Source organism: Colwellia sp. KS18-150, assembly GCF_057551365.1.
This window is the reverse complement of the sequence record NZ_BAAJMC010000003.1, coordinates 343,799-368,928: the sequence shown is the minus strand read 5'-3', so window position 1 is coordinate 368,928 and position 25,130 is coordinate 343,799. Positions and strand designations below refer to the sequence as shown.

26 protein-coding genes are annotated in these 25,130 nt (G+C 37.6%); 15 read left to right on the top strand and 11 right to left on the bottom strand.

Annotation, left to right across the window (positions count from 1 at the left end):
* The first annotated feature begins 94 nt into the window (after positions 1 to 94).
* Entirely contained in the window at positions 95 to 988 is an 894-nt protein-coding gene (locus AC27IF_RS07225; RefSeq protein WP_487053250.1) for an ATP-grasp domain-containing protein, read from the top strand.
* Positions 989 to 1,227: 239 nt separating this feature from the next.
* On the opposite strand, the gene AC27IF_RS07220 is transcribed toward AC27IF_RS07225, so the two are convergent.
* The 5 genes from AC27IF_RS07220 to AC27IF_RS07200 all read right to left on the bottom strand — a co-directional run bounded on the left by AC27IF_RS07220 (position 1,228) and on the right by AC27IF_RS07200 (position 5,920).
* Positions 1,228 to 2,835, bottom strand: a complete 1,608-nt coding sequence (locus tag AC27IF_RS07220) for an AmpG family muropeptide MFS transporter (protein WP_487053248.1) — start codon at positions 2,833 to 2,835, stop codon at positions 1,228 to 1,230.
* Positions 2,836 to 2,925: 90 nt separating this feature from the next.
* Positions 2,926 to 3,216: a hypothetical protein gene (locus AC27IF_RS07215; protein WP_487053247.1), complete on the bottom strand. Its 291-nt coding sequence runs from the start codon at positions 3,214 to 3,216 to the stop codon at positions 2,926 to 2,928.
* A gap of 321 nt (positions 3,217 to 3,537) precedes the next feature.
* Complete coding sequence (locus AC27IF_RS07210) at positions 3,538 to 4,143, bottom strand: peptidylprolyl isomerase (protein WP_487053246.1); 606 nt, start codon at positions 4,141 to 4,143, stop codon at positions 3,538 to 3,540.
* 24 nt (positions 4,144 to 4,167) lie between these two features.
* The gene (locus AC27IF_RS07205; RefSeq protein WP_487053244.1) at positions 4,168 to 4,731 is read right to left on the bottom strand and encodes a YajG family lipoprotein; all 564 of its coding nucleotides are present in this window, start codon (positions 4,729 to 4,731) and stop codon (positions 4,168 to 4,170) included.
* Positions 4,732 to 4,759: 28 nt separating this feature from the next.
* Complete coding sequence (locus AC27IF_RS07200; RefSeq protein WP_487053335.1) at positions 4,760 to 5,920, bottom strand: methyltransferase; 1,161 nt, start codon at positions 5,918 to 5,920, stop codon at positions 4,760 to 4,762.
* Positions 5,921 to 6,130: 210 nt separating this feature from the next.
* On the opposite strand from AC27IF_RS07200, the gene AC27IF_RS07195 reads away from it, so the two are divergent.
* The 10 genes from AC27IF_RS07195 to nqrM all read left to right on the top strand — a co-directional run bounded on the left by AC27IF_RS07195 (position 6,131) and on the right by nqrM (position 15,667).
* Positions 6,131 to 6,445, top strand: a complete 315-nt coding sequence (locus AC27IF_RS07195; protein ID WP_487053242.1) for a BolA family protein — start codon at positions 6,131 to 6,133, stop codon at positions 6,443 to 6,445.
* 193 nt (positions 6,446 to 6,638) lie between these two features.
* Entirely contained in the window at positions 6,639 to 7,829 is a 1,191-nt protein-coding gene (gene fabV, locus AC27IF_RS07190; RefSeq protein WP_487053240.1) for an enoyl-ACP reductase FabV, read from the top strand.
* A gap of 450 nt (positions 7,830 to 8,279) precedes the next feature.
* Positions 8,280 to 9,617 carry a Na(+)-translocating NADH-quinone reductase subunit A gene (locus AC27IF_RS07185; RefSeq protein ID WP_487053238.1) on the top strand — a complete coding sequence of 446 codons (1,338 nt, stop codon included), beginning with the start codon at positions 8,280 to 8,282 and terminating at the stop codon, positions 9,615 to 9,617.
* Positions 9,618 to 9,619: 2 nt separating this feature from the next.
* Positions 9,620 to 10,822, top strand: a complete 1,203-nt coding sequence (locus AC27IF_RS07180; protein ID WP_487053236.1) for an NADH:ubiquinone reductase (Na(+)-transporting) subunit B — start codon at positions 9,620 to 9,622, stop codon at positions 10,820 to 10,822.
* A complete protein-coding gene (locus AC27IF_RS07175; protein ID WP_487053234.1) occupies positions 10,815 to 11,585 on the top strand; it encodes a Na(+)-translocating NADH-quinone reductase subunit C in 771 nt (256 codons plus the stop codon). Before AC27IF_RS07180 ends, AC27IF_RS07175 begins: the two co-directional genes overlap by 8 nt.
* A complete protein-coding gene (locus AC27IF_RS07170; protein ID WP_487053232.1) occupies positions 11,585 to 12,208 on the top strand; it encodes an NADH:ubiquinone reductase (Na(+)-transporting) subunit D in 624 nt (207 codons plus the stop codon). The genes AC27IF_RS07175 and AC27IF_RS07170 overlap by 1 nt, the downstream gene beginning before the upstream one ends.
* 4 nt (positions 12,209 to 12,212) lie before the next feature.
* On the top strand, positions 12,213 to 12,836 hold the full coding sequence (gene nqrE, locus AC27IF_RS07165) for an NADH:ubiquinone reductase (Na(+)-transporting) subunit E (RefSeq protein ID WP_487053231.1): 624 nt from the start codon (positions 12,213 to 12,215) through the stop codon (positions 12,834 to 12,836).
* Positions 12,837 to 12,877: 41 nt separating this feature from the next.
* The gene (nqrF, locus tag AC27IF_RS07160; RefSeq protein ID WP_487053229.1) at positions 12,878 to 14,101 is read left to right on the top strand and encodes an NADH:ubiquinone reductase (Na(+)-transporting) subunit F; all 1,224 of its coding nucleotides are present in this window, start codon (positions 12,878 to 12,880) and stop codon (positions 14,099 to 14,101) included.
* A gap of 221 nt (positions 14,102 to 14,322) precedes the next feature.
* The gene (locus AC27IF_RS07155) at positions 14,323 to 15,354 is read left to right on the top strand and encodes an FAD:protein FMN transferase (RefSeq protein WP_487053227.1); all 1,032 of its coding nucleotides are present in this window, start codon (positions 14,323 to 14,325) and stop codon (positions 15,352 to 15,354) included.
* Positions 15,355 to 15,445: 91 nt separating this feature from the next.
* Positions 15,446 to 15,667 carry a (Na+)-NQR maturation NqrM gene (gene nqrM / locus AC27IF_RS07150; RefSeq protein ID WP_487053225.1) on the top strand — a complete coding sequence of 74 codons (222 nt, stop codon included), beginning with the start codon at positions 15,446 to 15,448 and terminating at the stop codon, positions 15,665 to 15,667.
* A 61-nt stretch (positions 15,668 to 15,728) separates the two neighbouring features.
* On the opposite strand, the gene dxs is transcribed toward nqrM, so the two are convergent.
* Genes dxs through AC27IF_RS07135 form a run of 3 tightly spaced genes read right to left on the bottom strand, consistent with a single transcriptional unit; the run spans position 15,729 to position 18,801 of the window.
* Positions 15,729 to 17,606, bottom strand: coding sequence for a 1-deoxy-D-xylulose-5-phosphate synthase (gene dxs, locus AC27IF_RS07145; protein ID WP_487053224.1), 1,878 nt, complete (start codon positions 17,604 to 17,606; stop codon positions 15,729 to 15,731).
* Between the two features lie 41 nt (positions 17,607 to 17,647).
* A complete protein-coding gene (gene ispA / locus AC27IF_RS07140) occupies positions 17,648 to 18,538 on the bottom strand; it encodes a (2E,6E)-farnesyl diphosphate synthase (RefSeq protein WP_487053223.1) in 891 nt (296 codons plus the stop codon).
* Positions 18,535 to 18,801, bottom strand: a complete 267-nt coding sequence (locus AC27IF_RS07135; RefSeq protein WP_487053221.1) for an exodeoxyribonuclease VII small subunit — start codon at positions 18,799 to 18,801, stop codon at positions 18,535 to 18,537. The genes ispA and AC27IF_RS07135 overlap by 4 nt, the downstream gene beginning before the upstream one ends.
* Positions 18,802 to 19,043: 242 nt before the next feature.
* Between AC27IF_RS07135 and pomA the strand changes: the two genes are divergently transcribed.
* The 3 genes from pomA to thiI all read left to right on the top strand — a co-directional run bounded on the left by pomA (position 19,044) and on the right by thiI (position 22,384).
* Positions 19,044 to 19,811 carry a flagellar motor protein PomA gene (pomA, locus tag AC27IF_RS07130; RefSeq protein WP_487053220.1) on the top strand — a complete coding sequence of 256 codons (768 nt, stop codon included), beginning with the start codon at positions 19,044 to 19,046 and terminating at the stop codon, positions 19,809 to 19,811.
* Positions 19,812 to 19,852: 41 nt separating this feature from the next.
* Positions 19,853 to 20,794 (top strand): flagellar motor protein MotB, encoded by a 942-nt coding sequence (locus AC27IF_RS07125; RefSeq protein WP_487053218.1) that lies wholly within the window; start codon positions 19,853 to 19,855, stop codon positions 20,792 to 20,794.
* Positions 20,795 to 20,929: 135 nt separating this feature from the next.
* Complete coding sequence (gene thiI / locus AC27IF_RS07120) at positions 20,930 to 22,384, top strand: tRNA uracil 4-sulfurtransferase ThiI (RefSeq protein ID WP_487053217.1); 1,455 nt, start codon at positions 20,930 to 20,932, stop codon at positions 22,382 to 22,384.
* A 5-nt stretch (positions 22,385 to 22,389) separates the two neighbouring features.
* On the opposite strand, the gene AC27IF_RS07115 is transcribed toward thiI, so the two are convergent.
* Together AC27IF_RS07115 and AC27IF_RS07110 are read right to left on the bottom strand one after the other, a co-directional pair.
* Positions 22,390 to 23,331 carry a ketopantoate reductase family protein gene (locus AC27IF_RS07115; protein WP_487053216.1) on the bottom strand — a complete coding sequence of 314 codons (942 nt, stop codon included), beginning with the start codon at positions 23,329 to 23,331 and terminating at the stop codon, positions 22,390 to 22,392.
* Positions 23,331 to 23,750, bottom strand: a complete 420-nt coding sequence (locus AC27IF_RS07110) for a VanZ family protein (RefSeq protein ID WP_487053214.1) — start codon at positions 23,748 to 23,750, stop codon at positions 23,331 to 23,333. The genes AC27IF_RS07115 and AC27IF_RS07110 overlap by 1 nt, the downstream gene beginning before the upstream one ends.
* 126 nt (positions 23,751 to 23,876) lie before the next feature.
* Here AC27IF_RS07110 and AC27IF_RS07105 point away from each other — a divergent pair, with 126 nt between their 5' ends.
* Entirely contained in the window at positions 23,877 to 24,359 is a 483-nt protein-coding gene (locus tag AC27IF_RS07105; RefSeq protein WP_487053212.1) for a YajQ family cyclic di-GMP-binding protein, read from the top strand.
* A gap of 182 nt (positions 24,360 to 24,541) precedes the next feature.
* Here the strand turns inward: AC27IF_RS07105 and AC27IF_RS07100 are convergent, their stop codons facing one another.
* A complete protein-coding gene (locus tag AC27IF_RS07100) occupies positions 24,542 to 25,093 on the bottom strand; it encodes an FKBP-type peptidyl-prolyl cis-trans isomerase (protein ID WP_487053211.1) in 552 nt (183 codons plus the stop codon).
* Between the last annotated feature and the right edge of the window lie 37 nt (positions 25,094 to 25,130).

The window sequence follows — 25,130 nt, the reverse complement described above, 5'->3', positions numbered from 1 at the left end:
AAATAATAAGCCATGAGTACTAAAATTGCTTAATAACAGCTTGAATATTTGTTATTATTTTTAACGATTATACTGTATACATTTAAGGAAAGAGATGAAACGTTGTGCAATACTAACTATGGATGATTTGTCTGATTTTGAGTGCTATGACAATTTGATTGATGAACCTATGGCAGCACTTAATTGGCAAACAGAACTCGTCTCATGGCGAAGCAATAATGTCGAATGGCAAAAATTTGATGCGGTTATTATTCGAAGTCCTTGGGATTATCAAGATGATGCTCGTGATTTTATTAAGGTATTAGAGCAGATTGAGCAATCAACAGCGATACTACTAAATTCACTTGCAACAGTGCGGTGGAATATAGATAAAATTTATTTAAAGTCACTTGCTGAAAATAACATTAATATCGTACCTACACTGTGGAGTTCAAACTTTTCAACTAACGATTTATCCAAGTTCTTTGAATATTTTAAATGCTCTCAAATAGTAATTAAGCCACGTATTAGTGCCAATGCTGATAATACTTTTTGGTTAAAAAAAGAAGATTCAATACATTCATTACCAGAGTTACAGGCAGTATTTAGTCACAGTGAATTTATGGTTCAACCTTTTATAAAAAGTGTTATTGAAGAAGGAGAGTTTTCGTTGTTTTATTTTAATGGTGAGTACAGTCACGCCATTTTAAAAACGCCAAAGCAAGATGACTTTAGAGTGCAGGAAGAGCATGGTGGGCAATTACAACTAATTGAACCAGAATCATCACTGCAAATGCAGGCGCAGCAAAGTTTATTAGCCATTTCAGGTGAAGTTGGAGAAATGCCTTTATACGCACGACTCGATTATGTACGTACAGGGGATAAAGAGCAGGGCAAAGAATTTGCCTTGATGGAGGCGGAATTAATAGAGCCCTCATTATATTTCAATATGGACCCTAAGGCGGCGCCACGTTTTGCGGATGCATTTGTAACGCGAATGAGTAGCTAATTATTGGTGGGTCACATAAATCATAGTGACAAAAAACAGTACAATCACGGCATTAAAAGATAAAATATAAATAAAACCTTTTAAACCTTCTTTTATACTATAACCGTGATTGTTAAGGTACCACCACCAGACAGCGCACATAAGAATAGGTAATAGAAAGAACAATCGGATCATAAGCTTACTTGTTTCGTGATAGGTATATTTATCATAGAGTAAAATGTACTTCTTGTCTGAAATTATTATGAAGTTTTTTCTATTAATCGAGTTAATGGTTTTCTAATTGCGTATAAAAACAATAAACTCGGTAATACCATTAAAGCCGTTAAAATAAAGAACAGCGCCCAATTCCCGTCTAACCAGTCCACCATGATCCCTGAATAAGAGCCGAGCATGACACGACCAAAGGTTCCTAACGACGCCATAAGAGCATATTGACTGGCAGTAAAGGTTTTATTACAAAGCACTGACAAAAGAGCAACAAACGCAACAGAGCCCCAAGCTGAAGTAAAACCATCAACAAAAACTGTAAAGGCAAATAAGGCTTTATCAGGTCCTACAACAGCCATCAAGGCAAACAATAAATTACTACTTGCCATTGCAATGCCACCGATAAATAACCCTTTTAAAATTCCATACCGAATAGTGAAAACACTTCCAATCAATGAAAAAACTATCGTGACTGCCCAGTTAATCATTTTAGAGTAATAAGCAATATCAGAGTTTGTGAAGCCAACCTCACGATAAAATACAATGGACATACGTCCTAAGTAGGCTTCACCAAGTTTGAAAAGGAAAATAAATAATAGGATTGAGAGCGCCAATCGAGTGCCATTTCGTTGAAAAAACTCTTGGATAGGCGCGACCATGGTACTTAGTAACCACGCACTTACTCGATAACTAAACTTTATTGATTGGCTTGTTCCATTTGCCAATGCCAATGAATTATTTCTGTTGTTATTCATCGTGCGGTTTAAATCACTTAACTGGCGAATAAAAACTATCAACAAAGTGGCGACCATTAAAGTAACAAAAGTAAATTGATAATCTTGACTAATTATATGCTCAGGCCAGGCAGGGTAGCCAATATTAGCGTACAAAATGGTGCTAATGATTAAAGGTAAAATTAGCAATATAGCTAATGGTTTATTACCTTGCTGCGTCAATGCATGTAAATAGTTTTGTTCTATTAACTCTTGTTCTTGTTCACGCTGACTTACGGGCTCTCTCACAATAACGGCAGTAATCATTAAAATACTCATGATTACTGCTAAGACGATATATACTTGTGACCATTGCCAATTAGGTTGATCGACAAGAATAAAAGGTATACTGCCAAGGCCTGCATAACCTGTCCACCAACCAGCAGTGGCCATCGCTGAGCCTGCTGCCATATAATTATTGTCACTGTCTGATAAGGTATCAATTCTATAAGCATCGATGGCAATATCTTGTGTAGCACCGGTAATTGCAATAATTAAACCGAATAACGCCATTAATGATAATTGGCCGCTAGCATTTAATTGACTCATTTGTAGCGCACAAAGTACTACAATTAACTGCGTGCTTAATATCCAACTTCTTCTTTGACCAATTTTAGAGGTTAGTAACGGAATTTTCAGTCTATCAATTAAAGGAGACCACAAGAAATTAATACTATAAGCAACGAAAATTAATCCGAAAAGTCCAATACTTGAACGGCTCAATCCTTCATCTTTTAGCCAGCCACTCATAGCTGAGCCAATCATCACCCAAGGAAAACCACTGGCGATACCAAAACAGAAAATACTAAGTAGGCGACGATCTTTAAAATAAGTTAACGTTTGCTTGATGGAATGACTAGAGGACATGAAAAATTGATATTGCTATGAAGAATGCACTAGGTTAGCAAAACTACTGTCGAAACCCAACCAAATAGTTTTTAAGGGGATTAATGGTGATTAAGAAATTGGACGCCAGCCGATACAATCGATAGGGTAACTACCAACACCATTGAAAAAGTCGAGACATGTATTCATTTCACTCTTAAAGAATAAGTTTTTATGCAGAGCTTGTGCTCCATGTAAACTTATTTCGTGTATTAAATGCCAAAAGACACGCTCTTGCGCGTTACTTGGAGTTTCATCTGTAACGTTTAAATATGCCCATTCTTCCATGGTATCGACAATGAACTTATCTAATTCAGTATAATGTATTGAATGCTCAATAACGGCACTGACGTATGTTGTCATTTGCAACGTTCTCTCATTGATAAACTGCTCAATTATCATAATGAATTCTCGAAGTATGTTTGAAATATACTAAAATATTCCTTGTGAAACAAACCGGTTAGCGAGGTGGATTTTATTAATTTTTGTTCTGGTTATTACTCAGAAATAGGTTTGCTGACAAAAAGTAAAACTAAAACTACTGGCTACAACGATCTACGTGTATCTATAGTTATCGGCTAGAAAGCGGGTTTTGTCAAAAAAATTCACGTAAATTTTTGTAAAGATATTTTAAATCATAACCGCTCTTTACGAAAAGAGCGATATTAATAAATACAATTAAAACTACTCTGCTGGTAATAATGTCGCTTTTATCAACATTATTGGCTCCAATGGTACGTCTTCCCAGCCTAGTGAATCATTATAATCTGTTTTTACTATTGCCATTGCTTCAAGCACTTCTTCCCCTTCAACAATAGCTCCAAAAACGGTATAACCCCAGCGTCGACCAGGATCGAGATTGGTATTGTCATTAATGTTAAAGAAAAACTGTCGATTTGCAGTATGTGGTCGGCTTTCCTTTGCCATAGCAATAGTGCCCACTTCATTTTTCAAACCATTGCCTGATTCGTTTACTATATCGTCATTAAGCTTTTTAGGAGTGTAATCGGCATCATAACCTCCCCCCTGAACAATAAAGTCACTGACAACCCGATGAAAGATGGTGTTGTCGTATTCACCCGTGATGACATACATTAAAAAGTTATCGACGGTGATTGGCGCTTTAACTCTATCTAGTTCAACAATAATGATACCCATAGAGGTTTCTAATTTTACTTTCGGGTAAATATTGGTTGGGTCTATAGCTACATTTTTAGCTGAAGAGGGCAAAGGGACTGCTACTAAACTAATAAGTAGTAATACACTGAAAAACTTTGTGATTGTTGTCATTGTTTTATTCTCAATTATCAGTTGTTATATAATAAAAGTATTAATTTTTTTATAGGATAAAACCTGTGTGAGTAAATTAGTTAACCTTTGGTTGAAGTTACGCTCTAATATTGCAATATCGGCTTGTAATGGCCCCTTTGAGTTGCCACGATTCTTAAAGGTGCTTGTTTGTGTTTGTGAGCCATTATTTACGACAACCTTTAAGACAATTTCAGTTTGAGACTGATATTCCATGCTTTGCTGACTAACACTAATAATTGCTTTTTCAATAGTAATATTGATGGTATTAGGGGCTTTATCAGCAATTGTTAAGCCTTGTTGGTGCCATTGCTGGACTAAAGAAGCCTGAATGGTTTTTTCAAGTCGCTCCTGTGCTGAAACAAGTGTTGCAGCTTCACCTTCTCGTAATATTTGTACAATATGATTAGCGGTACGCATATCGATAATTTCAAGCTGAGCTTGGGCATCATTATATCGTAAACTTGGTGTGCTCATAATATCTGGTGCAATAATTAAGTGGCTTGGGGTATTGCTACAGGCGCTAACTAGGATAGTTAACAAGAGAATTAGTAAAATTTTTGTATTCATGGAAAGGATCGCTTTTTTTCTAAAATAATTAACGCTTTATCGCTGATTGAGTGACAAATTTATCATTACTGGCAATTAATCTCTCATTGCCAAAAATTCGCTTAAGCTTGATATGGTAAGCCAATTGACGATTGCCAATAATGCGCAATTCCCCGCCTTTTTTCAAGACCCTGTGGCTATCTTTGAACATTTGCCAAGCAATATGATCTGTGGTTGCATTTTGCTGATGAAAAGGTGGGTTACAGAGAATTAAATCAACGCTATTACTGTCAATTCCCGTTAAACAATCATTAAGATGAAATTGACATTGATTGAGCAATTTTGGCAAGTTTGTTTGAACATTTTCTTTGGCAGAAGCAATAGCCATCTGGGATTCATCAAAAAATTGAACTTGGGCGCTTGGCTCGCTGGCAAGTACGCTTAAACCAACAACACCATTACCACAGCCTAAATCTATTACTCTGCAATCAGCTTTGATCTCTGGTAAATTCTCAATAAAATATCGGCCACCAATGTCAAGCTTCTCTCGAGAGTAAACATTAGCATGGTTGCTGATGGTAAAGTCACGGGATAAGGTTTGGTTGTGCATAGACCATACAGTTGGAAAAGGAGAGTCAAACCTTTGCTTTTGATCTAACTGACAAAAAACTAAACGTGCTTTTTTCACTGCTAGCGAGGTTTTTGTTGTGCCTAAATACTTTTCAAATAGCTTTAATGTTGAGCTATGAATATCTTTAGCACGATCAGCAGCAATAAATACAGTATCGTGAGGAAGAGTTTTTTTAATGTGAATTAATTGCTCAACAAGTAAGGATTTACTTTTTGGGATCTTGTATATAACAACATTAATATCCTTGGGTAATGTGTCTAAAAAATCTAAATGTTTAACATTACTATCATCAAGTTGGTTCTGCTCGATATTATGACAAATACCTTGGCGACTTATATAGGAGTCGTTAACGCAGAATATCTTCGCGTTAGCAGGCGAACAAAAATGAGTCGTTAGCGCACCAAAAGTATCATTAAAAATTAACACTTTAGAATCAGCACTCACTAAATGATGTTCGTCGAGATAATTTATTAAATATTCATCAGCGGCATCCCATGCTTGTAAGCTACGGTTTACTTGCGCTAGAGGGAACCGATTAAGAGTGAGTTGTTTATCTGCAGTTAAAAAAGGGCTTAACATAGGGGTAATTATTAAAGTAGTCATTAATCTGCCGCTATTGTGTCATATTTATCAGCATAATTCTTGAATCACTTTGACAAAATTTATTAAAAATAAACTTTAATAACGCCATTAAGTTAACAAGTATTTACATGATTTTGACATTTTCACTTTGGCATATGAAATTAGATTAGCTAGAATTATTAGTATCCCACTTTATCGAGAATAATAATGACTATTGCCGCTGCAATCGAAGAAAAACTGTTGTCTGCCTTTTCACCTCTCCACTTAGATGTAATCAATGAGAGTAATAATCACAATGTACCGCCAGGCAGTGAATCACATTTTAAAGTGACTATTGTTTCTAAAGATTTTGAAGATGAGCGTTTAATAAAACGTCATAGAGCCGTTAACTCTGTTCTGTCAGAAGAGTTGGCAGAAAAAATTCACGCCTTAGCATTGCACACCTACACAGAAAAAGAATGGAATGATTATTATGCTGAGAATACGCCGCTTTCACCTAATTGTTTAGGTGGTAGCAAATAGTTCTAAAAACAATATGTTATTCTTGAAAACGTTGCTCTTGCGAGTGACGTTTTTTTTCAATACACTCCTCATTTTATTGAATCAATTAACTGCTCGTACCTCTTTAATCTATTAGCAAGGTACAATAGCGAAAATTTATACTCTTATGATGCCAAAAATTCACTTGGTATAAACAATCTAAAAAGGTTTTCTTATGGTTATCAAACCAAAAATTCGTGGTTTTATTTGTACTAATGCTCACCCTGCAGGTTGTGAAGCGCATGTTAATGAGCAAATCTCTTATGTTAAAAGTCAAGCGTCTAGTGAGAGTGGCCCTAAAAACGTTTTAGTTATTGGTGCTTCAACTGGCTATGGTCTGGCTTCACGTATCACCGCAACCTTTGGTCATAACGCCAGTACATTAGGTATATTCTTTGAAAAACCACCAACAGAAAAGAAAACCGGCTCTGCAGGTTGGTATAACACAGCTGCTTTTCAAAAGGCTGCTGATGAAGCCGGTGTATATTCTAAAAATATTAACGGCGATGCTTTCTCTCACGAAATTAAAGCAAAAGCTATTGAAACCATTAAAGCTGACATGGGGAAAATTGATTTAGTCATATACTCATTAGCATCACCACGTAGAACCGATCCAGATACTGGAGAAGTTTATTCTTCTACCTTGAAACCAATCGGCGAAAGTGTAACCACTAAAAACTTAAACACTTCAAAGCGCATTATTGATTCAGTATCGGTGGAAGCGGCGAATGAAGCTGAAATTCAAGGTACCATAGATGTTATGGGTGGTGCTGATTGGGAGTTATGGTTAAATGCCCTTAAAGATGCTGATGTACTAGCTGAAGGTGTTAAAACTGTTGCTTATACTTATATTGGTAAAGAGTTAACTTGGCCAATTTACGGTAAAGCAACTATCGGAAAAGCAAAAGAAGATTTAGACAGAGCAGCAACTGCTATCAATGAGACTACAAGCAGCTTAAATGGTCAAGCTCGTGTAACTTCACTTAATGCTGTGGTTACGCAAGCAAGCTCTGCTATTCCAATTATGCCTCTTTATATTTCAGCGATGTTCAAAGTAATGAAAGCTGATGGTACTTATGAAGGTTGTATTGAGCAGATTGCTAACTTATTTAAAGAAAATATTTATAGCGATACCCCTCGTCTTGATGAACAAGGTCGTTTCCGTCAAAACTATAAAGAGTTAGAAGATAGTGTCCAGCAGCGTGTAACAGATATTTGGAACACTGTTGATACTGACACCATTGATGAAATGACTGATTATGTTGGTTATCACAATGAGTTTTTAAAATTATTTGGTTTTGGTGTTGATGGTGTTGATTATGATGCTGACCTAAGCCCTGTAGTTGAGATTAACAACTTAAGTTAATCAAGTATCTAGCGCTAAAATTTTTATAAACCGATGCTTAGTCATCGGTTTTTTTTGCTTTATTTTCTTCAGTTAATCTAAATACCTTTGTAAATACGGATAGAACTTTAGTGGTAGCTCAACCGTAAAAGACTGCAAATTACCTTCAAACAAGCTAGCAAAAAAGATGTTTTGCTTAATTTTCAGGCAAAACATGTGACTATGGTCTAAATTGTAAAGAAAAGTTATCTATGCCCGTAGAATAAAAAGGGCTTTTTGTGGTAATATTCGCGCCAGAAAAATTTAACTTAGAGCCAGTGGAACTTGTTATTTCGTAAGGAATAATAAAATTTTCACTGAAATACAATAAAATCAATTGCTTATGAGTTTCATAGCTTAAGTTTTTCTTAAGTTTTAGAAATCATATTGTTTTCGATTTTTATACTCCCATCAAAAGTAGTGCAAGTGTTTATGATTACAATAAAAAAAGGCTTAGATGTTCCTGTTAAAGGTGCACCACAGCAGGTAATCCATGATGGTCCGTCCATCAAAACCGTTGCAACATTAGGTGAAGAGTTTGTGGGTATGCGTCCAACCATGTTTGTAAAAGTGGGTGATCGTGTCAAAAAAGGTCAAGATATTTTTAGCGATAAAAAGAATCCTGGCGTTAAATTCACAGCTCAAGCTGCCGGTGTTGTTAAAGAAATTAACCGTGGTGAAAAACGTGTTTTGCAATCTGTCGTCATTGAAGTTGACGGTTATGATCAAGAAACATTTACCAGTTACTCAGCTAGCGAATTAGGCTCAGTATCACGTGAAGATGTGGTAAAGAACCTAGTTGAATCTGGGCTGTGGACTGCGTTAAGAACTCGCCCATTTAGCAAAATTCCTGCTGTCGACTCAACTGCTGCGGCAATTTTTGTTAGTGCTATGGATACTAATCCGCTTGCAGCTAACCCTGAAATTGTTATCGCTGAACAAAGTGAAGCATTCAAAAATGGCTTAACTGTGTTGTCGCGTTTAACTGACGGAGAAGTATTCGTTAGTAAAGCACCAGGTGCTAATATTCCTGTAACTGATGAAGTTCAGGTTAACGAATTTGCCGGTAAACATCCTGCAGGTTTAGTTGGTACACATATCCATTTCTTGAAACCTGCTAGCGCTGACAAATTTGTTTGGCATCTTGGTTATCAGGACGTTATCGCTTTTGGTAAACTTTTTACCTCGGGTGAACTTGATAGTACTCGTGTTATTTCACTTGCCGGTCCAGCAGCTAAAAATCCTCGTTTAGTACGTACAGTACTTGGTGCTAGCACAGCTGAATTAACCGCTGGTGAAGCAACCGATGGTGAGTTACGTGTAGTTTCTGGCTCCTTATTAATGGGTTCAACAGCGATTGCTGTTCATGGCTACCTAGGTCGTTACCACGTTCAAGTAGCTTTGATCCTTGAAGGTCGTGAGAAAGAATTTATTGGTTATATGTACCCAGGACCTAATAAATTTTCAGTAACACGTGCATATATGTCTCATTTCTTCCCGAAGAAAATTTTCAATATGACCACTACTACTAATGGTAGTCCTCGTGCCATGGTGCCAATTGGTAACTTTGAGCGTGTTATGCCATTAGATATTTTACCTACCATGTTATTGCGTGATTTAGTGGCCGGTGATACCGATACAGCACAACAACTTGGTGCCTTAGAGCTAGACGAAGAAGATTTAGCGCTTTGTACATTTGTTTGCCCAGGCAAAACAGATTACGGCGTTTACCTTCGTAATTGCCTAACCACAATAGAGAAGGAAGGTTAGTCATGGGCGTGAAAAAGTTTATTGAAGATATAGAACCGCATTTTGAAAAAGGCGGTAAACATGAAAAGTGGTTTGCTTTATATGAAGCAGTCGCTACGGGTTTATTTACTCCAGGGTATGTGAATAAAGGCAAAACTCACCTACGTGATAGCATTGATTTAAAACGTATCATGATCACTGTATGGCTTGCTGTTTTTCCTGCGATGTTTTTTGGTATGTACAACATTGGTTTTCAAGCTGTAGAAGCTTTAGGTCAAGGTTTTGCAACGCCAGATACATGGCAAACAGCTTTATTTGCTTTGCTAGGTGGTACCCTAACTGCAGATTCTAACTGGTTTAGTATGATGCTATACGGTGCAGTATTCTTCCTGCCTATTTATGCTGTCACTTTTATAGTAGGTGGCTTTTGGGAAGTATTATTTGCTGCAGTGCGCGGACATGAAGTCAATGAAGGTTTCTTCGTTTCTTCTATCTTATTTGCACTTATCGTGCCAGCAACTATTCCATTATGGCAAGTTGCTATCGGTATAACCTTTGGTATTGTTATTGCCAAAGAAGTGTTTGGTGGTACAGGTAAAAACTTCTTAAACCCTGCATTAGCGGGTCGTGCATTTTTATTCTTTGCTTATCCAGCAGAAATCTCTGGTGATACTGTTTGGGTTGCTGCAGATGGTTTCTCAGGTGCGACGGCATTAAGTGCTGCTAACCAAGGTTTAGTTGATTATTCAATGAATGCTGATTGGTGGAACGCATTTTGGGGTTTCATTCCCGGCTCAGTAGGTGAAGTATCAACCTTTGCTATTTTACTTGGTGGTGCATACATCCTTTATAAGGGTATTGCTTCATGGCGCATTGTATTAGGTGTATTTGGCGGCATGGTTGCCACTGCATTTATATTTAATGCGATTGGTAGTGATACAAATGCAATGTTTGCTATGCCTTGGTACTGGCACTTAGTTGTTGGTGGTTTTGCTTTTGGTATGATGTTTATGGCTACAGATCCTGTATCAGCGTCATTTACAAACACTGGTAAATATTGGTTTGGTGCCTTAGTGGGTATCATGGTTGTTCTAGTCCGTGTAGTAAACCCTGCCTTCCCTGAAGGTATGATGTTAGCGATATTATTTGCTAACTTGTTTGCGCCACTGTTTGACTATTTTGTTGTGAAGAGCAACATAAAACGGAGGCTTGCACGCAATGTCTAGTAATAAAGAAACATTCGGTAAAACGGTTGGTTTTGTACTAGCTGTTTGTGTTGTTTGTGCCTTGTTAGTGTCTTTCTCTGCCGTGCAGTTAAAGCCATTACAAAAAGCAAACAAGCTACTTGACCAACAAACTAAAATCCTTGAAGCATCAGGCCTTTTAGAAAAAGCTGGCAAAGATGTTGTAAATACTTACAACAAATTTGTTGATGCACGTCTAATCGATTTAGCTTCAGGTGACTTTGTTGAAGGTGATGTGATTAATTTTGATGAGCGTCGTAACTCTCGAGATACTGCGCTATCAATTAAACCTGAAAACGATATCGCTGGCATTAATCGTCGCTCAAATACTGCGGTTGTCTATTTAGTTAAAAATGAAGCAGGTGCTGTTGATACGGTTGTTTTACCTATCGTTGGCTCTGGTTTATGGGACTTAATGTATGGCTATGTTGGCTTAGAAGCTGACTTAAACACAATAAAAAGTGTTATTTACTCTGATCATAAGGAAACCCCAGGATTAGGTGCTGAAGTACTGAACCCTAAGTGGAAAGCTTTATGGCCTGGTAAGAAAATATATAACGACGCAGGTGACGTAAAAGTTATGTTGGTTAAAGGTGGTGCTAAAGCTGAAGATATTCACGGTGTGGATGGCTTATCAGGTGCAACGTTAACCAGTAATGGTGTTACTAATACATTGCAGTTTTGGTTTGGTAAAGAAGGTTATGAAAATTTCATTACTAAATATCGTGCAGAAGGGGTTCAATAATGTCTTCAGATGCTAAAAAAGTATTAACGGGTCCTATTGTTGACAATAACCCGATTGCATTACAAGTCTTAGGTATTTGTTCTGCGTTAGCTGTAACTAGCTCTATGGCGAATGCCTTAGTTATGACCTTAGCGGTTGTGTTTGTAACAGCATTTTCTAACTTATTTATCTCAATTATTCGTAATCATATACCATCAAGCGTGCGTATTATTGTACAGATGGCGATTATTGCTTCACTGGTAATTGTGGTAGACCAAGTATTAAAAGCTTTCTCTTATCAGCTATCAAAAGAGCTAGCGGTATTCGTTGGTTTGATTATTACTAACTGTATTGTAATGGGACGTGCTGAAGCTTTTGCTATGAAAGAAAAGCCTGGTGTGAGCTTTTTAGATGGTATTGGTAATGGTTTAGGTTATGGCGCAATCTTAATGGCTGTTGCTTTTATTCGTGAATTATTTGGTTTTGGTACTTTATTTAATATCGAAATTTTACCATTAATTCAAAATGGTGGCTGGTACCAAGGTAATGGTTTATTAGTTTTACCATTTAGTTCATTCTTCGTTATTGGTTTAATCATTTGGGCTATTCGCCAATGGAAACCAGAACAAGTAGAGAAGGATTAATCGCATGGAACATTATATTGCATTATTAGTTAAAGCTATTTTTATTGAAAACATCGCTTTAATGTTTTTCTTAGGTATGTGTACTTTCCTTGCTGTATCGAAAAAAGTCGATACAGCCATTGGTCTAGGTGTTGCGGTTATTGTGGTACTTGGTTTAGCTGTTCCAGTTAACCAAATTATCTATCAAGCCATTTTAGCGCCGGGTGCATTAGACTCTGTGATGGGTATCACAGATCCAAATGAATCAATTGATTTAAGCTTCTTGTCTTTTATTACCTTTATCGGTGTAATTGCGGCGTTAGTTCAAATTTTAGAAATGGTTCTAGACAAATACTTCCCTGCACTTTATCAAGCGCTTGGGATTTTCTTACCGTTAATTACCGTAAACTGTGCAATCTTTGGTGCTGTGTCATTCATGGTAGCTAAAAACCTAACCTTAGGTGAAAGTGTTGTATACGGAATTGGCTCTGGTATCGGTTGGGCACTGGCTATCGTTTTACTAGCAGGTCTACGCGAAAAGATGAAATATTCTGATGTACCAGATGGTTTGAAAGGTTTAGGTATCACATTTATCACCTCAGGTTTGATGGCTTTTGGCTTTCTTTCTTTCGGCGGTATTTCACTGTAACGATTTAGATTCTAATTTTATAAGTAATTAAGGAAAGGTCGATGGAAATTATTCTCGGCGTATCGATGTTCACAACGATAGTTGTAGCCTTAGTATTAGTGATTTTATTTGCTAAATCTAAGCTAGTATCAAGCGGTGATGTCACGATAAATATAAATGGCGATCCAGAAAAAGCAGTAACAACTGCTGCAGGCGGAAAGTTATTAGGTGCACTAGCTGACCAAGGAATTTTTATTCCTTCAGCTTGTGGTGGTGGTGGTACATGTGGCCAGTGTCGTGTTGATGTGCATTCAGGTGGTGGTGATATCTTACCTACTGAACAAGGGCATATTAACAAGCGTGAAGCGAAAGCAGGTTGTCGTTTAGCCTGTCAAGTTGCTGTTAAGCAAGACATGGAAATTGAAGTTGAAGATGAAATCTTCGGTGTTCAACAATGGGAATGTGAAGTTATCTCGAACGATAACAAAGCTACTTTCATTAAAGAGCTAAAACTAAAAATTCCAAATGGCGAATCTGTGCCGTTTAAAGCGGGTGGTTATATTCAAATTGAAGCCCCTGCACATCACGTGAAATACAGTGATTTTGATATTGATGAGCAGTATAAAGGTGATTGGAACCACTTTGGTTTCTTTGACGTAGAGTCAAAAGTTGATACTGACACATTACGTGCATACTCAATGGCAAACTATCCAGAAGAAGAAGGCATTATTATGCTGAACGTGCGTATTGCTACGCCACCTCCTGGACGTTTACATTTACCAGCAGGTAAAATGTCATCATTTATCTTTAGCCTTAAAGCCGGCGATAAAGTGACTATTTCAGGTCCATTTGGTGAGTTCTTTGCCAAAGAAACTGATAATGAAATGGTATTTATTGGTGGTGGTGCTGGTATGGCGCCGATGCGCTCACATATCTTTGACCAACTTAAACGTTTACAGTCTAAGCGTAAGATGAGTTTCTGGTATGGTGCACGTTCACTTCGTGAAATGTTCTATGAAGATGATTATAACGGCTTAGCAGCTGATAATGACAACTTTGAATGGCACGTAGCTTTATCTGATCCTCAACCAGAAGATAACTGGGATGGTTTAACAGGTTTTATTCATAATGTTCTTTTTGAAGAATATTTGAAAGACCATGAAGCTCCTGAAGATTGTGAATACTACATGTGTGGTCCTCCAATGATGAATGCAGCGGTTATTAACATGCTGAAAGATCTTGGTGTAGAAGATGAGAACATCATGTTGGATGACTTCGGTGGCTAATATTTATATTTAAGCTTGCCTAGTAGCACTACTTCATCGTTGGATGTACTCACCTATAGTCATAGGCTCCGTGCATCCGCCTTGAATTAGCACTCCTATTCAGTGCTTAATTAATAAATATACTGTTGATAGATAATAAAGACGACTTCGGTCGTCTTTATTATTTATATCAAGATATTCATGAGTATTTTGATATAAATAATAAAATTTGGAATATAACAATGTATAAAATTAAACTCATACTGACAGTATTCTTATCTGTTAGTTTATTGGCGTGCTTCCCTAGCAATGACTCAGCTAAAACAGAAATACTATTGCAGGGCAGAACGATGGGGACGACTTATAATGTCAAAGTGGTTTCCACTGTAGAGCAAGTAGAAAAACTACAGCTAAAAGAAAAAATTGATTCTGCGTTAAAACAAGTCAATCAAGAGATGTCGACTTATATTCCAGACTCAGAAATATCGCGATTTAATCAATCAAATTCAACTATGCCCGTTGAGATATCAACGGGGTTTGCTCGTGTATTAAAAGAGTCTATCCGTTTGGGAGAGCTCGGAGGTGGTAAGTTAGATATTACCGTTGGACCCTTAGTTAATCTTTGGGGGTTTGGCCCTGAGCAGCGTCCAGAAAAAGTGCCTAGTGATGAGCTTTTAGCTAATACTCAGGCAAGAGTAGGTTTAAAGAATCTTCATTTATCTGGGAATACTGTATCTAAAGATATACCTGATCTTTATGTAGATCTATCGACCACAGCTAAAGGCTATGGCGTTGATATTATTGCAGAGCTCATTGAAGCTAATGGTATCACTAACTATCTGGTTGAAATTGGCGGAGAAATGCGTTTAAAGGGCTTTAAACATACTGGTGAGTTGTGGGCTATCGCAATAGAAAAGCCAATTTTAGATCCCTCAGGAGCACAACGTGCGGTTCAACAGGTTATTATTCCTAAAGATAATGCAGTTGCAACATCAGGAGATTATAGAAATTATTTTGAAGCTGATGGTCAGCGTTTTTCGCATATAATTGATCCAGCAACAGGCAAACCAATTAACCATAATTTAGTTTCGGTAACGGTAATCACTGAGAGCTCAATGACTGCAGATGGGTTGTCGACCATGTTAATGGTGATGGGGGAGGAACAAGGAGTTAATTTTGCACAAGAAAATGATTTAGCTGCTTTGTTTATTTCTAAAACAGAACATGGCTTTAAGGAGCAGTTTACGGTAAAATTCAAGCAATATTTAAAGTAGTCCTTGCTGACAAATATTCTTCATACAGTGAGTGTAAAGTACAACATAGTGATAGTTTTATAAAAGTCGCTATGCAAAGAGAGCAAATATTATGATGATTTTTTTGATAACCCTTGGTTTTTTTCTACTCGTTGGTGCTGCTATGGGAGTGGGTTATATTTTCCAACATAAAACCCTTGCTGGCAGCTGTGGTGGCTTAGCAAGTGTTGGGATTGAGAAAGAGTGTAACTGTGACAACCCTTGTGAAAAGCGCCAAGAGCGTGAACGGGTAGCCGCTGCCGAGCAAGAGCGTATTTCAGTGAAAAATATTTAATTTTTCAATTAGCTTTTCAAAGTATATAAGCGCCAACTTAAGTCATTAAGTTGGCGTTTTTTTATCCCGTAAAGGCGTTGATTTTCTCTAACATGCCTTGGGAGTCAATGCCAAGTTCATGATGCACTTCATCTTGAGTACCGTGTTTTACGAAGTGATCTGGAATACCTATATTTAGCACTTTTATTGAAATTGCTTTTGACAAAATATACTCATTGACCCCAGAGCCTGCACCACCGCCGATAGCATTATCTTCGATGGTAACTATCACGCTATGTGAATTAGCTATTTCATCAATCAAGTTAGTATCTAAAGGCTTTACAAAGCGCATATCAACTAAAGTGGCATCTAATTCAGCGGCAACTTTTTGAGCTTCAGCCAACATGGTTCCAAAACTTAAAAGTGCAAGCTTTCTACCTTGAACTGCATTCGATGAAGTAATAGTTACGCCTTTGCCAATTGCAATGGTTTCATCGGTAGTAGGTAATTCCTCACCAGTGCCATTACCACGAGGATAACGAACAACTGCTGGTGTTGTCATTTGATGACCTGTATTTAACATTAATTGACACTCACGCTCATTTGCTGGTGCCATAATGGTCATGTTAGGTATGCAACGTAAAAAACTTAAATCGAATGAGCCCTGATGTGTTGCACCATCAGCCCCAACGATGCCAGCTCTATCAACGGCAAACAAGACTGGTAAATTTTGTATAGCGACATCATGAATAAGTTGATCGTAACCACGTTGTAAAAAGCTTGAATAAATTGCAACAACAGGTTTTTGTCCTCCTATTGCTAGTCCTGCAGCGTAGGTCACCGCATGCTGTTCAGCAATAGCAACATCATAATATTGATTCGGGAATCGTTGACTAAACTCAACCATGCCAGAGCCTTCACGCATCGCTGGTGTAATCGCGACTAAATCCTTATCAATTTCGGCTGTTTTACATAACCAGTCACCAAATATTTGTGAGTAGGTAGGTAAAGTCGGTTTAGATTTTGGTAAGTTTGCATCACTTGGGTTAAATTTAGGTACTGCATGGTACTTAATCGGGTCTTGCTCGGCTGCGTGATAGCCTTTACCTTTTTTAGTGGCAATATGAAGCAACTGTGGCCCTTTTAAACTACGCATGTTGGTAATGGTATCCACTAAGCCATTAACATCATGACCATCAATAGGACCAATATAGTTAAAACCTAACTCTTCAAAAAAAGTACTTGGTACTACCATACCTTTTAAATGTTCTTCAGCTCTGCTAGCGAGTTCTTTTATAGGTGGAATATTATTTAATATTCGCTTGCTACCTTCACGTAAGCCAGTATAAATACTGCCAGAGAGCATTTTTGCCAAGTGATTATTAAGTGCGCCAACGTTTTCTGAAATAGACATTTCGTTATCATTTAAAATGACAAGCATATCTTTTCGTATATCGCCGGCATGATTTAGTGCTTCAAAAGCCATGCCTGCAGTCATTGCACCGTCACCAATTACAGCGACCGTTTTTCGATTTTTTCCTTCTTTTTCAGCAGCAACCGCTAAACCAAGTGCTGCTGAAATAGAGGTACTAGAATGACCAACACTTAAGGTGTCGTATTCACTTTCTTCACGCCACGGAAAAGGATGTAAACCATCCTTTTGTCTAATGGTGTGAAGTTGATCACGTCGGCCAGTTAAAATTTTATGGGGATAGGCTTGATGGCCTACATCCCAAATTAGATGATCAAAAGGCGTGTTGTATACATAATGTAATGCTACGGTTAACTCAATAGTGCCTAAGCCTGAAGCAAAATGGCCACTACTCTTACTCACTGAATTTAATAAATAACTACGTAGCTCATTGCTAATTTTCGTCAACTGATCTTGGGAGATATTCCGCAAATCTTTTGGCGAATTAATTTGAGCTAGTAAGGGGTAATCAGCAAGGTTTGTAGTCATATTTTTTTGTTTATTTAATTATATTTTGTCTAAAGTGAGAACTAATGGCTGCGCTTTACAATAAAAGTAGCAAATTCCGCCAAAGCCTGTGTATTGTAAGGCAAACAGGCTAAAGCTTGAAGTGCTTGTTGCAATAAGTTTTCTGCTTTCTCTTGTGCACCTTGTAAACCTAGTAATGCAGGGTAGGTACTCTTATTGGCAGCTAAGTCAGAGCCTTTCGGTTTACCTAGCTCTTCTTCACTGGAAGTAATATCAATGATATCGTCTTGTACTTGGTATGCTAAGCCAACTAATTCAGCATACTTCTCTAGTATTTTTTTTTCTTCAATACTCACTTTAGGTGAACATTCTGCAGCCATTAAGACGCAAGCTTTAAGTAAAGCACCCGTTTTAAGAGAGTGTAATAATTCTAATTCTGATAAGTTTATTACTTTAGCTGTCGCGGATAAATCTAAAGCTTGTCCGCCGCACATACCTTGATAACCAGAAGCTGACACTAAATGTTGTATTAAAATGACTTGTTTAGTTTGTATTTTATCGCTAAAAGTGTGATTGGCGAGTATATCAAAAGCAAGCGTTTGCAAAGCGTCACCAGCGAGGATCGCTGTTGCTTCGTCAAATGCTTTATGACAAGTAGGGTTGCCTCGCCTTAAATCATCATCATCCATCGCAGGAAGATCATCATGTAATAATGAATAGGCGTGAATACATTCAAGTGCCCCAGCTATAGCATTTATATCACTTTGCTGAGCCCCTAATGCATCCCCTGTGATATACGCAAGATAAGGACGCATGCGCTTACCGCCGATAAGCAAACCGTAACGCATAGCGGCAAGTAGCTTTTCATCATTAGTGGTTAACTTATCTAATTGTTCAGCTAAAAAATGGTTAATACTATCTTGGTGTTGTTGATAATTGACTAGCTCACTCACAAATGATCACCAGATCTGCTCTCACTCGTTGTAAGATCAAAATCAGTTAATTGTGGCTCACCATTTTTTTCCAGTAAGATTTTAACTTTCTGCTCAGCGGCTTGTAACTTACTTTGGCTTACTTGACTTAAATTTAATCCTCGCTCAAATAATGCCATCGACTCTTCTAAGCTCAATTCCCCTTGTTCAAGGCTTTGTACTATAGTATCAAGTTCGGTAAGTGATTCTTCAAAACTAAGGTTTTCTAATTTTTTCTTTGCCATGCTATCTACTTAAAGAGTGCTTACAATTTAGGACTAGGCGCAAACTTACCCTAGCTAAGCGCAATGGTCAATGTGGAGGATACATTTATTAAGCTAATATTAATTTGAAACAAGCTATTAAGTTATTGACTGTACGGGCGATAATATGAATTGTGGCTATATAAGTATTAGCGAATATTTTTTGCATCATGTACTATTATTTTAATAGTGCTATTTGAGTTTTGTAGTTTTAGGAGAATTTTGTGGATTTAGCAACGTTAATTGGTATTCTCGGCGCCATCGGTTTGCTCGTAATGGCAATGATTTTATCTGGTGACATCATGATGTTCGCAGATACGCAATCAGTTTTAATTGTATTTTGTGGCTCAATTTTCATTGTTTTATCAAACTATAATTTAGGCCAGTTTTTCGGCATTGGTAAAATTATCGGCAAGGCCTTTATGTTCAAGCTCGAAAAACCAGAAGAGCTAATTGAGAAAGCGGTTGATATGGCTGATGCAGCGCGTAAAGGTGGTTTTCTTGCCTTAGAAGAAGCAGAGATTACCAATCCTTTTATGCAAAAGGGCGTTGATATGCTCGTCGATGGGCATGATGCGGATGTGGTACGTGCTACTTTGCAAAAAGATATAAACCTTACTACAGAGCGTCATGAAACTGGCTCAGACATGATGATGGCCTTGGCTGATGTTGCCCCTGCGATGGGGATGATCGGAACCTTAATTGGTTTGGTTGCCATGCTTTCAAATATGGATGATCCTAAGTCAATCGGTCCTGCGATGGCGGTTGCTTTATTAACAACACTTTATGGTGCCTTCCTCGCCAACGTTATTGCTATTCCTATTGCGTCAAAGTTAAAACTTAGACTAGCTGAAGAAAAAATGAACCAAGAATTAGTACTCGATGCCGTATTGGGAATTCAAGATGGTCAAAACCCAAGAGTTATCGAAGGTTTATTGAAGAACTACTTAGCCGAAGGTAAGCGAGCTATAGATACGAATACGGAAGAATAGGATGATGCATTTAATGATTATTTTATGCATTAGGGGGATTTATGGCTGAGCAAGAGTGTAAATGTCCACCTCCAGGACTACCGGCGTGGATGGGAACATTCGCCGATCTTATGTCTTTGTTAATGTGCTTTTTTGTACTGTTACTATCTTTTTCAGAAATGGATGTACTTAAATTCAAACAAATAGCAGGTTCAATGAAGTTTGCTTTTGGTGTGCAAAATAAAATAGAAGTTAAAGACATTCCTAAAGGTACCAGTATTATTGCCCAAGAGTTTCGTCCGGGTAAACCAGAGCCTACACCAATTGAAGTTATTCAACAGCAAACCATGGAAATGACTCAGCAAATGTTAGAGTTTCAAGCGGGTGATGAAACTTCTGCCGGTGGTCGTCAAGAACAGCGTGGTACAGAACGTGGTGGTCAGGCGCAAAATACAGAAGATGCTATGTCTGCCCAAGCTTTACAGCAAGCTAAAGAACAAATGGAAAATGCTGCACAAGAGCAGGTGAACGATTTAGTGAAGAAAATTGCTGAGCAACTTGAACAGCAAATTCAAGATGGTGCTATTGAGTTAGAGTCATTGGGGCAACAAGTGATCATTCGTATTCGTGAAAACGGCTCCTTTCCATCAGGCTCCGCATTTTTACAACCAAAATTTATACCTATTATCAAAGAAATTGGTGAGTTACTTAATACGGTGCCCGGTGAAATAATGGTTTCGGGGAATACGGATAATAGAGGACTTGATTCTGAGTTGTTTAGCTCAAATTGGGACTTGTCGAGTAAGCGAGCTGTCGCTATTGCCCATGAGTTAATTAAAGTACCTAACTTTGATCAAACTCGCTTGGTTGTTGCTGGTCATGCAGACACTAGACCTTTAGTGCCAAACACTAATGCTTTGAATCGTAGAAGAAATCGACGTGTTGAAATTGCGATTAATCAAGGTAAGGCAAAAGAAACCGATCCTATTCAAGTCATAGAGTAAGTTTTTTGAATATTCGCAGCCCACGATTAATAGGTATTAGTCGTGGGCTGCTTTGTGTTGAAACTAGTATCTTGTCGTCATTTGGGTATATAATGCGCGCCAATTCTCAACCGTTATTATTTAGGTTACTCGTCGATGAAATTTATCGTAAAGCTGCAAGCTGAAATCACTATTAAATCACGCCCTGTGCGTAAACGTTTCACTAAGATCCTCGAGTCGAACATTAAGAACGTTTTGCGCCGTGTTGACGAGCAAGTTACCACGCGTATGAACTGGGATAATGTTGAAGTTAATACTAAAAATAACAGTGTTGAAAATCGAGATCGTTTAGTTGAGGCGCTAAAATGTATTCCTGGCGTGCCTATGTTTTTAGAGGTACAGCAAACGGAATTTACCGACGTACATGACATTTATGAAAAAACCTTAGCAATTCATGCTAAAACTATTGAAAATAAAACCTTTTGTGTGCGTGTAAAGCGCACTGGTAAACATGAGTTTAATTCATTAAAGGTTGAACAATATGTTGGTGGTGGTTTAAATCAGGCTGTTGAAAGTGCCAAAGTTAAACTGAAAAAGCCTGAAGTAACGATTCGATTAGAAATTAAAAATGAAAAATTATTTATTGTTACAGAGCGTCATCAAGGTTTAGGTGGATTCCCTATTGCGACTCAAGAAGATGTATTATCTTTGATGTCTGGTGGTTTCGACTCTGGTGTGGCTAGCTATCAAATGATTAAAAAGGGCGCTCGTACTCATTATTGTTTCTTTAATCTAGGCGGCTCGGCACATGAAGTGGGTGTGAAACAAGTGAGTTACTATTTGTGGGATAAGTTTGGCGCTTCTCATAAAGTTAAGTTTTTTGCTGTTGATTTTGAACCAGTTGTCGCTGAAATTTTAGAAAAAGTAGAAAATGGCCAAATGGGCGTGGTACTTAAGCGAATGATGATGCGAGCTGCCAGTAAAATAGCTGAAAAAGGCAAAATACAAGCGCTAGTAACAGGAGAAAGTTTAGGGCAGGTTTCAAGCCAAACGCTAACTAATTTAAATGTTATTAACCGTGTTACAGATACGCTTATTTTGCGTCCTCTAGGTGCTTACGATAAACAAGATATTATTGATATCGCGCGTAAAATTGGCACGGAAGATTTTGCTAAAACGATCCCTGAGTATTGTGGTGTTATATCTAAAAAACCTACCGTTAAAGCGGTATTATCAAAAGTTGAAGCGGAAGAAGGTAATTTTGATTTTTCAATCTTAGATAAAGTCGTTGAGGAAACTCGCGTATTTGATATTCGTGATATCGGTAAAGAGACAGAGGCTGAAATTATTGCTGTTGATCTCGTTGAAAATATCAGTGAAAACGCCATCGTAGTTGATATTCGCTCTCCTGAAGAAGAAGAAGAAAACCCGTTAGAGCTTGATCATGTTGAAGTAAAGCATATCCCTTTTTATAAACTTGCCACGCAGTTTGGCGACCTAGATATGAGTAAAGACTATTTACTTTATTGTGATCATGGCGTGATGAGTAAGTTACAAGCACTTTATCTACTGGATAATGGTTTTAGTAACGTTAAAGTGTACCGTCCTTAATAAGGCTAACTTTGAACTTCTAGTTGTTTTATTTTTTGCCACAGTTGAGTATTCTCAGGTGTGGCAATTTGGTATTGCTCTCCTAAACGGTGAATATAACCGTTAATATAATCTACCTCAGTTTTCCTGTTAGCTAAAATGTCACAACGCATGGATGAAGTGTTTTTCGACGTCGCCTGAGCGACTTTGCTAACTTGCTCACATAACGCATCTATTGATAATTCTATGCCCTGAGTGGCTGCAATTACGCTTACTTCTGTAAGTATCGCTTGTATTGGTTTAATAAACTTAACGTTATTTACTAAGCCATTATCGATATTGTTGATGGCGGTAATGGGGTTTATGACACAATTAATGGCAAGTTTTAACCATTGTTTCTTAGCAATGTTGCTTGCTAATGAGGTGATTGGCAGTGCCTGGTTTAACATTGTGGTTAGTTGTTTTGCCTGGAAAGCACCTTGTTTTCCTGAAATTAAGCCTAAGTGTGACTCACCAGCGCCAGTGTGGGTTATGGTTAAAGGAGCGCTTCGCATGCAGCCGTGAGTACTCAAAAGGGTATAGATATTGTGGTGTTCAATAAACTTTTCTGGCAGTTGCTCTACCGTACCCATACCATTGTGAGCAAGAATAACATTACAACCCACTTTTATGTGCTTTGCTATTTCACAGATAGCATCTGTGATTTGATAAGACTTTAAACACAGTAATATATTATCAGCAGTTTGTAACTGTTCTATTTTAGTAAAGTGGATTATGCCTTTGACTACTTGTTTATTTACTGAGGTAAATTGATAACAAGTGTTCGTTAAGTCATGCTGCTTAGAAGCTAATAAGCTTAAGGTATTATTAGTTTGATCATGCTTATTTGAATTCAATTGCATGTAGGTACTTAAATAATGATACCAGAGCAGCCCCATAGCTCCTTGGCCAACAATAACCAAATTCATTATTCATACTCAACTGCAGATATTGTTTTCTTCTGATACGCGTTGTTTTTGTTTGTGAGTGTTTTTTTATAATACAAATAAAGCATTTTCAATAAGATAAAACAAACGATGCCAGCAATGTCGGCAAAAAAATCACTAAATTCGCCGTTTCTAAACCCGAGGTAATACTGACCTAGCTCACTTAACGCGCCATAAAAAGATAGCGTCAATAACGTTAAGCTTAAGGATACCTTTAATAATGAATGCAATAACCAAGCTAATATAAAAAAACCAACAAAATGCCCGATAGTATCAATTTGTGGCGAGCGAAAAACTGCATTTTTCAGCTCAGTCGGTAACAATAGTGCACTCGAAAAGAATAATAGCGAAGCAGCGAGTAACAATAGGATAAAAAATAATAGATGGTGACGAGCTTTCACAAAAATGACTTAAATGACTTCAATGTTTGATGATAATAACATGGTTAATAAATGCATGCTTGTTTGCCTTTTCTTGCGAGGTATAATGTTAACTATATTTCATATCAATAAATTAAGAGAAAAGTTATGCCGTCAATGGATATAGTATCTGAAACTGATTTAGAAGAAGTGCGTAATGCAGTTGATAATGCTAATCGTGAGCTAAGTTCGCGATTTGATTTTCGTGGGGTTGAGGCAAGTTTTGAATGGAAAAAACCTAGTGTTACTTTAAAAGCAGAAGGGGATTTTCAATTAAAACAATTGTCCGATATGTTACGTAGTCAATTAACAAAGCGTAACGTTGATGCTAAAGCCATGTCCGTTGGTAATGCTTCTGCCACAGGTAAAAATTGGAGTCAGCAAGTTACCTTTAAAGAAGGTATTGAGCAAGATGTTGCTAAAAAATTAGTCAAGTTAATTAAAGCTGAAAAGTTTAAAGTGCAAGCTGCCATTCAAGGTGAACAAGTTCGTGTGACGGGTAAAAAGCGTGATGAACTACAAGCTGTGATGGCTATGGTGAGAAAAGCCGATTTGGAGCAGTCGTTCCAGTTCACTAACTTTAAAGATTAGCTTACTAGCGTAAACCTCATATACCGCACGGTTATTTTGTCGGTAAGGCTTCAGCCTTGCAATGAATATGAAGTTTATACTGGTGAAGTTTCAGTAACATAAAGCCTCAGCTAAATAAATGATTATTCTAGTTGAGGCTTTAGTTTAATACATGTGCAGTTTTAAAAAGACTAAACAATATTTTATTTAGTATTAGAGTCACAAGTCGAGCTACCACAACAATCATCTTCATTGTGTTCGTGGTTATGTTCGCTACCACAGCTTTCTCCCTCGGCATGGATATGTCCATGGGCAAGCTCTTCTTCTGTTGCTTCGCGAACCTCTAGTATTTCAACATCAAAGCTAAGATCAATACCAGATAACGGGTGATTACCATCTACCGTAACTTCGTCGTCATTAACGTCAATAACGATAACGGTTTGCTCACCATCGTCTGTAGTTGCACGTAATTGTGTTCCTACTGCTAAATCTTCAACACCTTGTAACAACTCTTTAGGTACAGTTTGTACATATTCGTCATGACGTTCACCGTAAGCTTGATCACAGGCAACGGCTACTTCAAATTTATCCCCTTGTTGATGATCAATAAGTGCATCTTCTAAGCCTGGGATTAAGTAACCTGTACCTTGAATAATAGCCATAGGTTTGTGATCATAAGAGCTATCGATAAGTGTGCCTTCGCTATCTGATACAGCGTAATGCATTACGACGACTGAGTTTTTAGTGATTTTCATATTTTTCCCACGTTTTTGTGAAGTAAGTTATTTAGTT

Bases quoted from the DNA above. Each gene is read 5' to 3' on its own strand.
- AC27IF_RS07170 (WP_487053232.1), top strand. From the start codon at position 11,585: ATGTCTTCAGATGCTAAAAAAGTATTAACGGGTCCTATTGTTGACAAT.
- AC27IF_RS07205 (WP_487053244.1), bottom strand. From the start codon at position 4,731: ATGAATACAAAAATTTTACTAATTCTCTTGTTAACTATCCTAGTTAGC.
- AC27IF_RS07220 (WP_487053248.1), bottom strand. From the start codon at position 2,835: ATGTCCTCTAGTCATTCCATCAAGCAAACGTTAACTTATTTTAAAGAT.
- AC27IF_RS07200 (WP_487053335.1), bottom strand. From the start codon at position 5,920: ATGTTAAGCCCTTTTTTAACTGCAGATAAACAACTCACTCTTAATCGG.
- nqrE (WP_487053231.1), top strand. From the start codon at position 12,213: ATGGAACATTATATTGCATTATTAGTTAAAGCTATTTTTATTGAAAAC.
- thiI (WP_487053217.1), top strand. From the start codon at position 20,930: ATGAAATTTATCGTAAAGCTGCAAGCTGAAATCACTATTAAATCACGC.
- AC27IF_RS07115 (WP_487053216.1), bottom strand. From the start codon at position 23,331: ATGAATTTGGTTATTGTTGGCCAAGGAGCTATGGGGCTGCTCTGGTAT.
- AC27IF_RS07175 (WP_487053234.1), top strand. From the start codon at position 10,815: ATGTCTAGTAATAAAGAAACATTCGGTAAAACGGTTGGTTTTGTACTA.
- AC27IF_RS07215 (WP_487053247.1), bottom strand. From the start codon at position 3,216: ATGACAACATACGTCAGTGCCGTTATTGAGCATTCAATACATTATACT.
- AC27IF_RS07195 (WP_487053242.1), top strand. From the start codon at position 6,131: ATGACTATTGCCGCTGCAATCGAAGAAAAACTGTTGTCTGCCTTTTCA.
- AC27IF_RS07210 (WP_487053246.1), bottom strand. From the start codon at position 4,143: ATGACAACAATCACAAAGTTTTTCAGTGTATTACTACTTATTAGTTTA.
- dxs (WP_487053224.1), bottom strand. From the start codon at position 17,606: ATGACTACAAACCTTGCTGATTACCCCTTACTAGCTCAAATTAATTCG.
- AC27IF_RS07100 (WP_487053211.1), bottom strand. From the start codon at position 25,093: ATGAAAATCACTAAAAACTCAGTCGTCGTAATGCATTACGCTGTATCA.
- fabV (WP_487053240.1), top strand. From the start codon at position 6,639: ATGGTTATCAAACCAAAAATTCGTGGTTTTATTTGTACTAATGCTCAC.
- AC27IF_RS07185 (WP_487053238.1), top strand. From the start codon at position 8,280: ATGATTACAATAAAAAAAGGCTTAGATGTTCCTGTTAAAGGTGCACCA.
- AC27IF_RS07135 (WP_487053221.1), bottom strand. From the start codon at position 18,801: ATGGCAAAGAAAAAATTAGAAAACCTTAGTTTTGAAGAATCACTTACC.
- nqrM (WP_487053225.1), top strand. From the start codon at position 15,446: ATGATGATTTTTTTGATAACCCTTGGTTTTTTTCTACTCGTTGGTGCT.
- AC27IF_RS07180 (WP_487053236.1), top strand. From the start codon at position 9,620: ATGGGCGTGAAAAAGTTTATTGAAGATATAGAACCGCATTTTGAAAAA.
- AC27IF_RS07105 (WP_487053212.1), top strand. From the start codon at position 23,877: ATGCCGTCAATGGATATAGTATCTGAAACTGATTTAGAAGAAGTGCGT.
- AC27IF_RS07125 (WP_487053218.1), top strand. From the start codon at position 19,853: ATGGCTGAGCAAGAGTGTAAATGTCCACCTCCAGGACTACCGGCGTGG.
- nqrF (WP_487053229.1), top strand. From the start codon at position 12,878: ATGGAAATTATTCTCGGCGTATCGATGTTCACAACGATAGTTGTAGCC.
- AC27IF_RS07155 (WP_487053227.1), top strand. From the start codon at position 14,323: ATGTATAAAATTAAACTCATACTGACAGTATTCTTATCTGTTAGTTTA.
- AC27IF_RS07225 (WP_487053250.1), top strand. From the start codon at position 95: ATGAAACGTTGTGCAATACTAACTATGGATGATTTGTCTGATTTTGAG.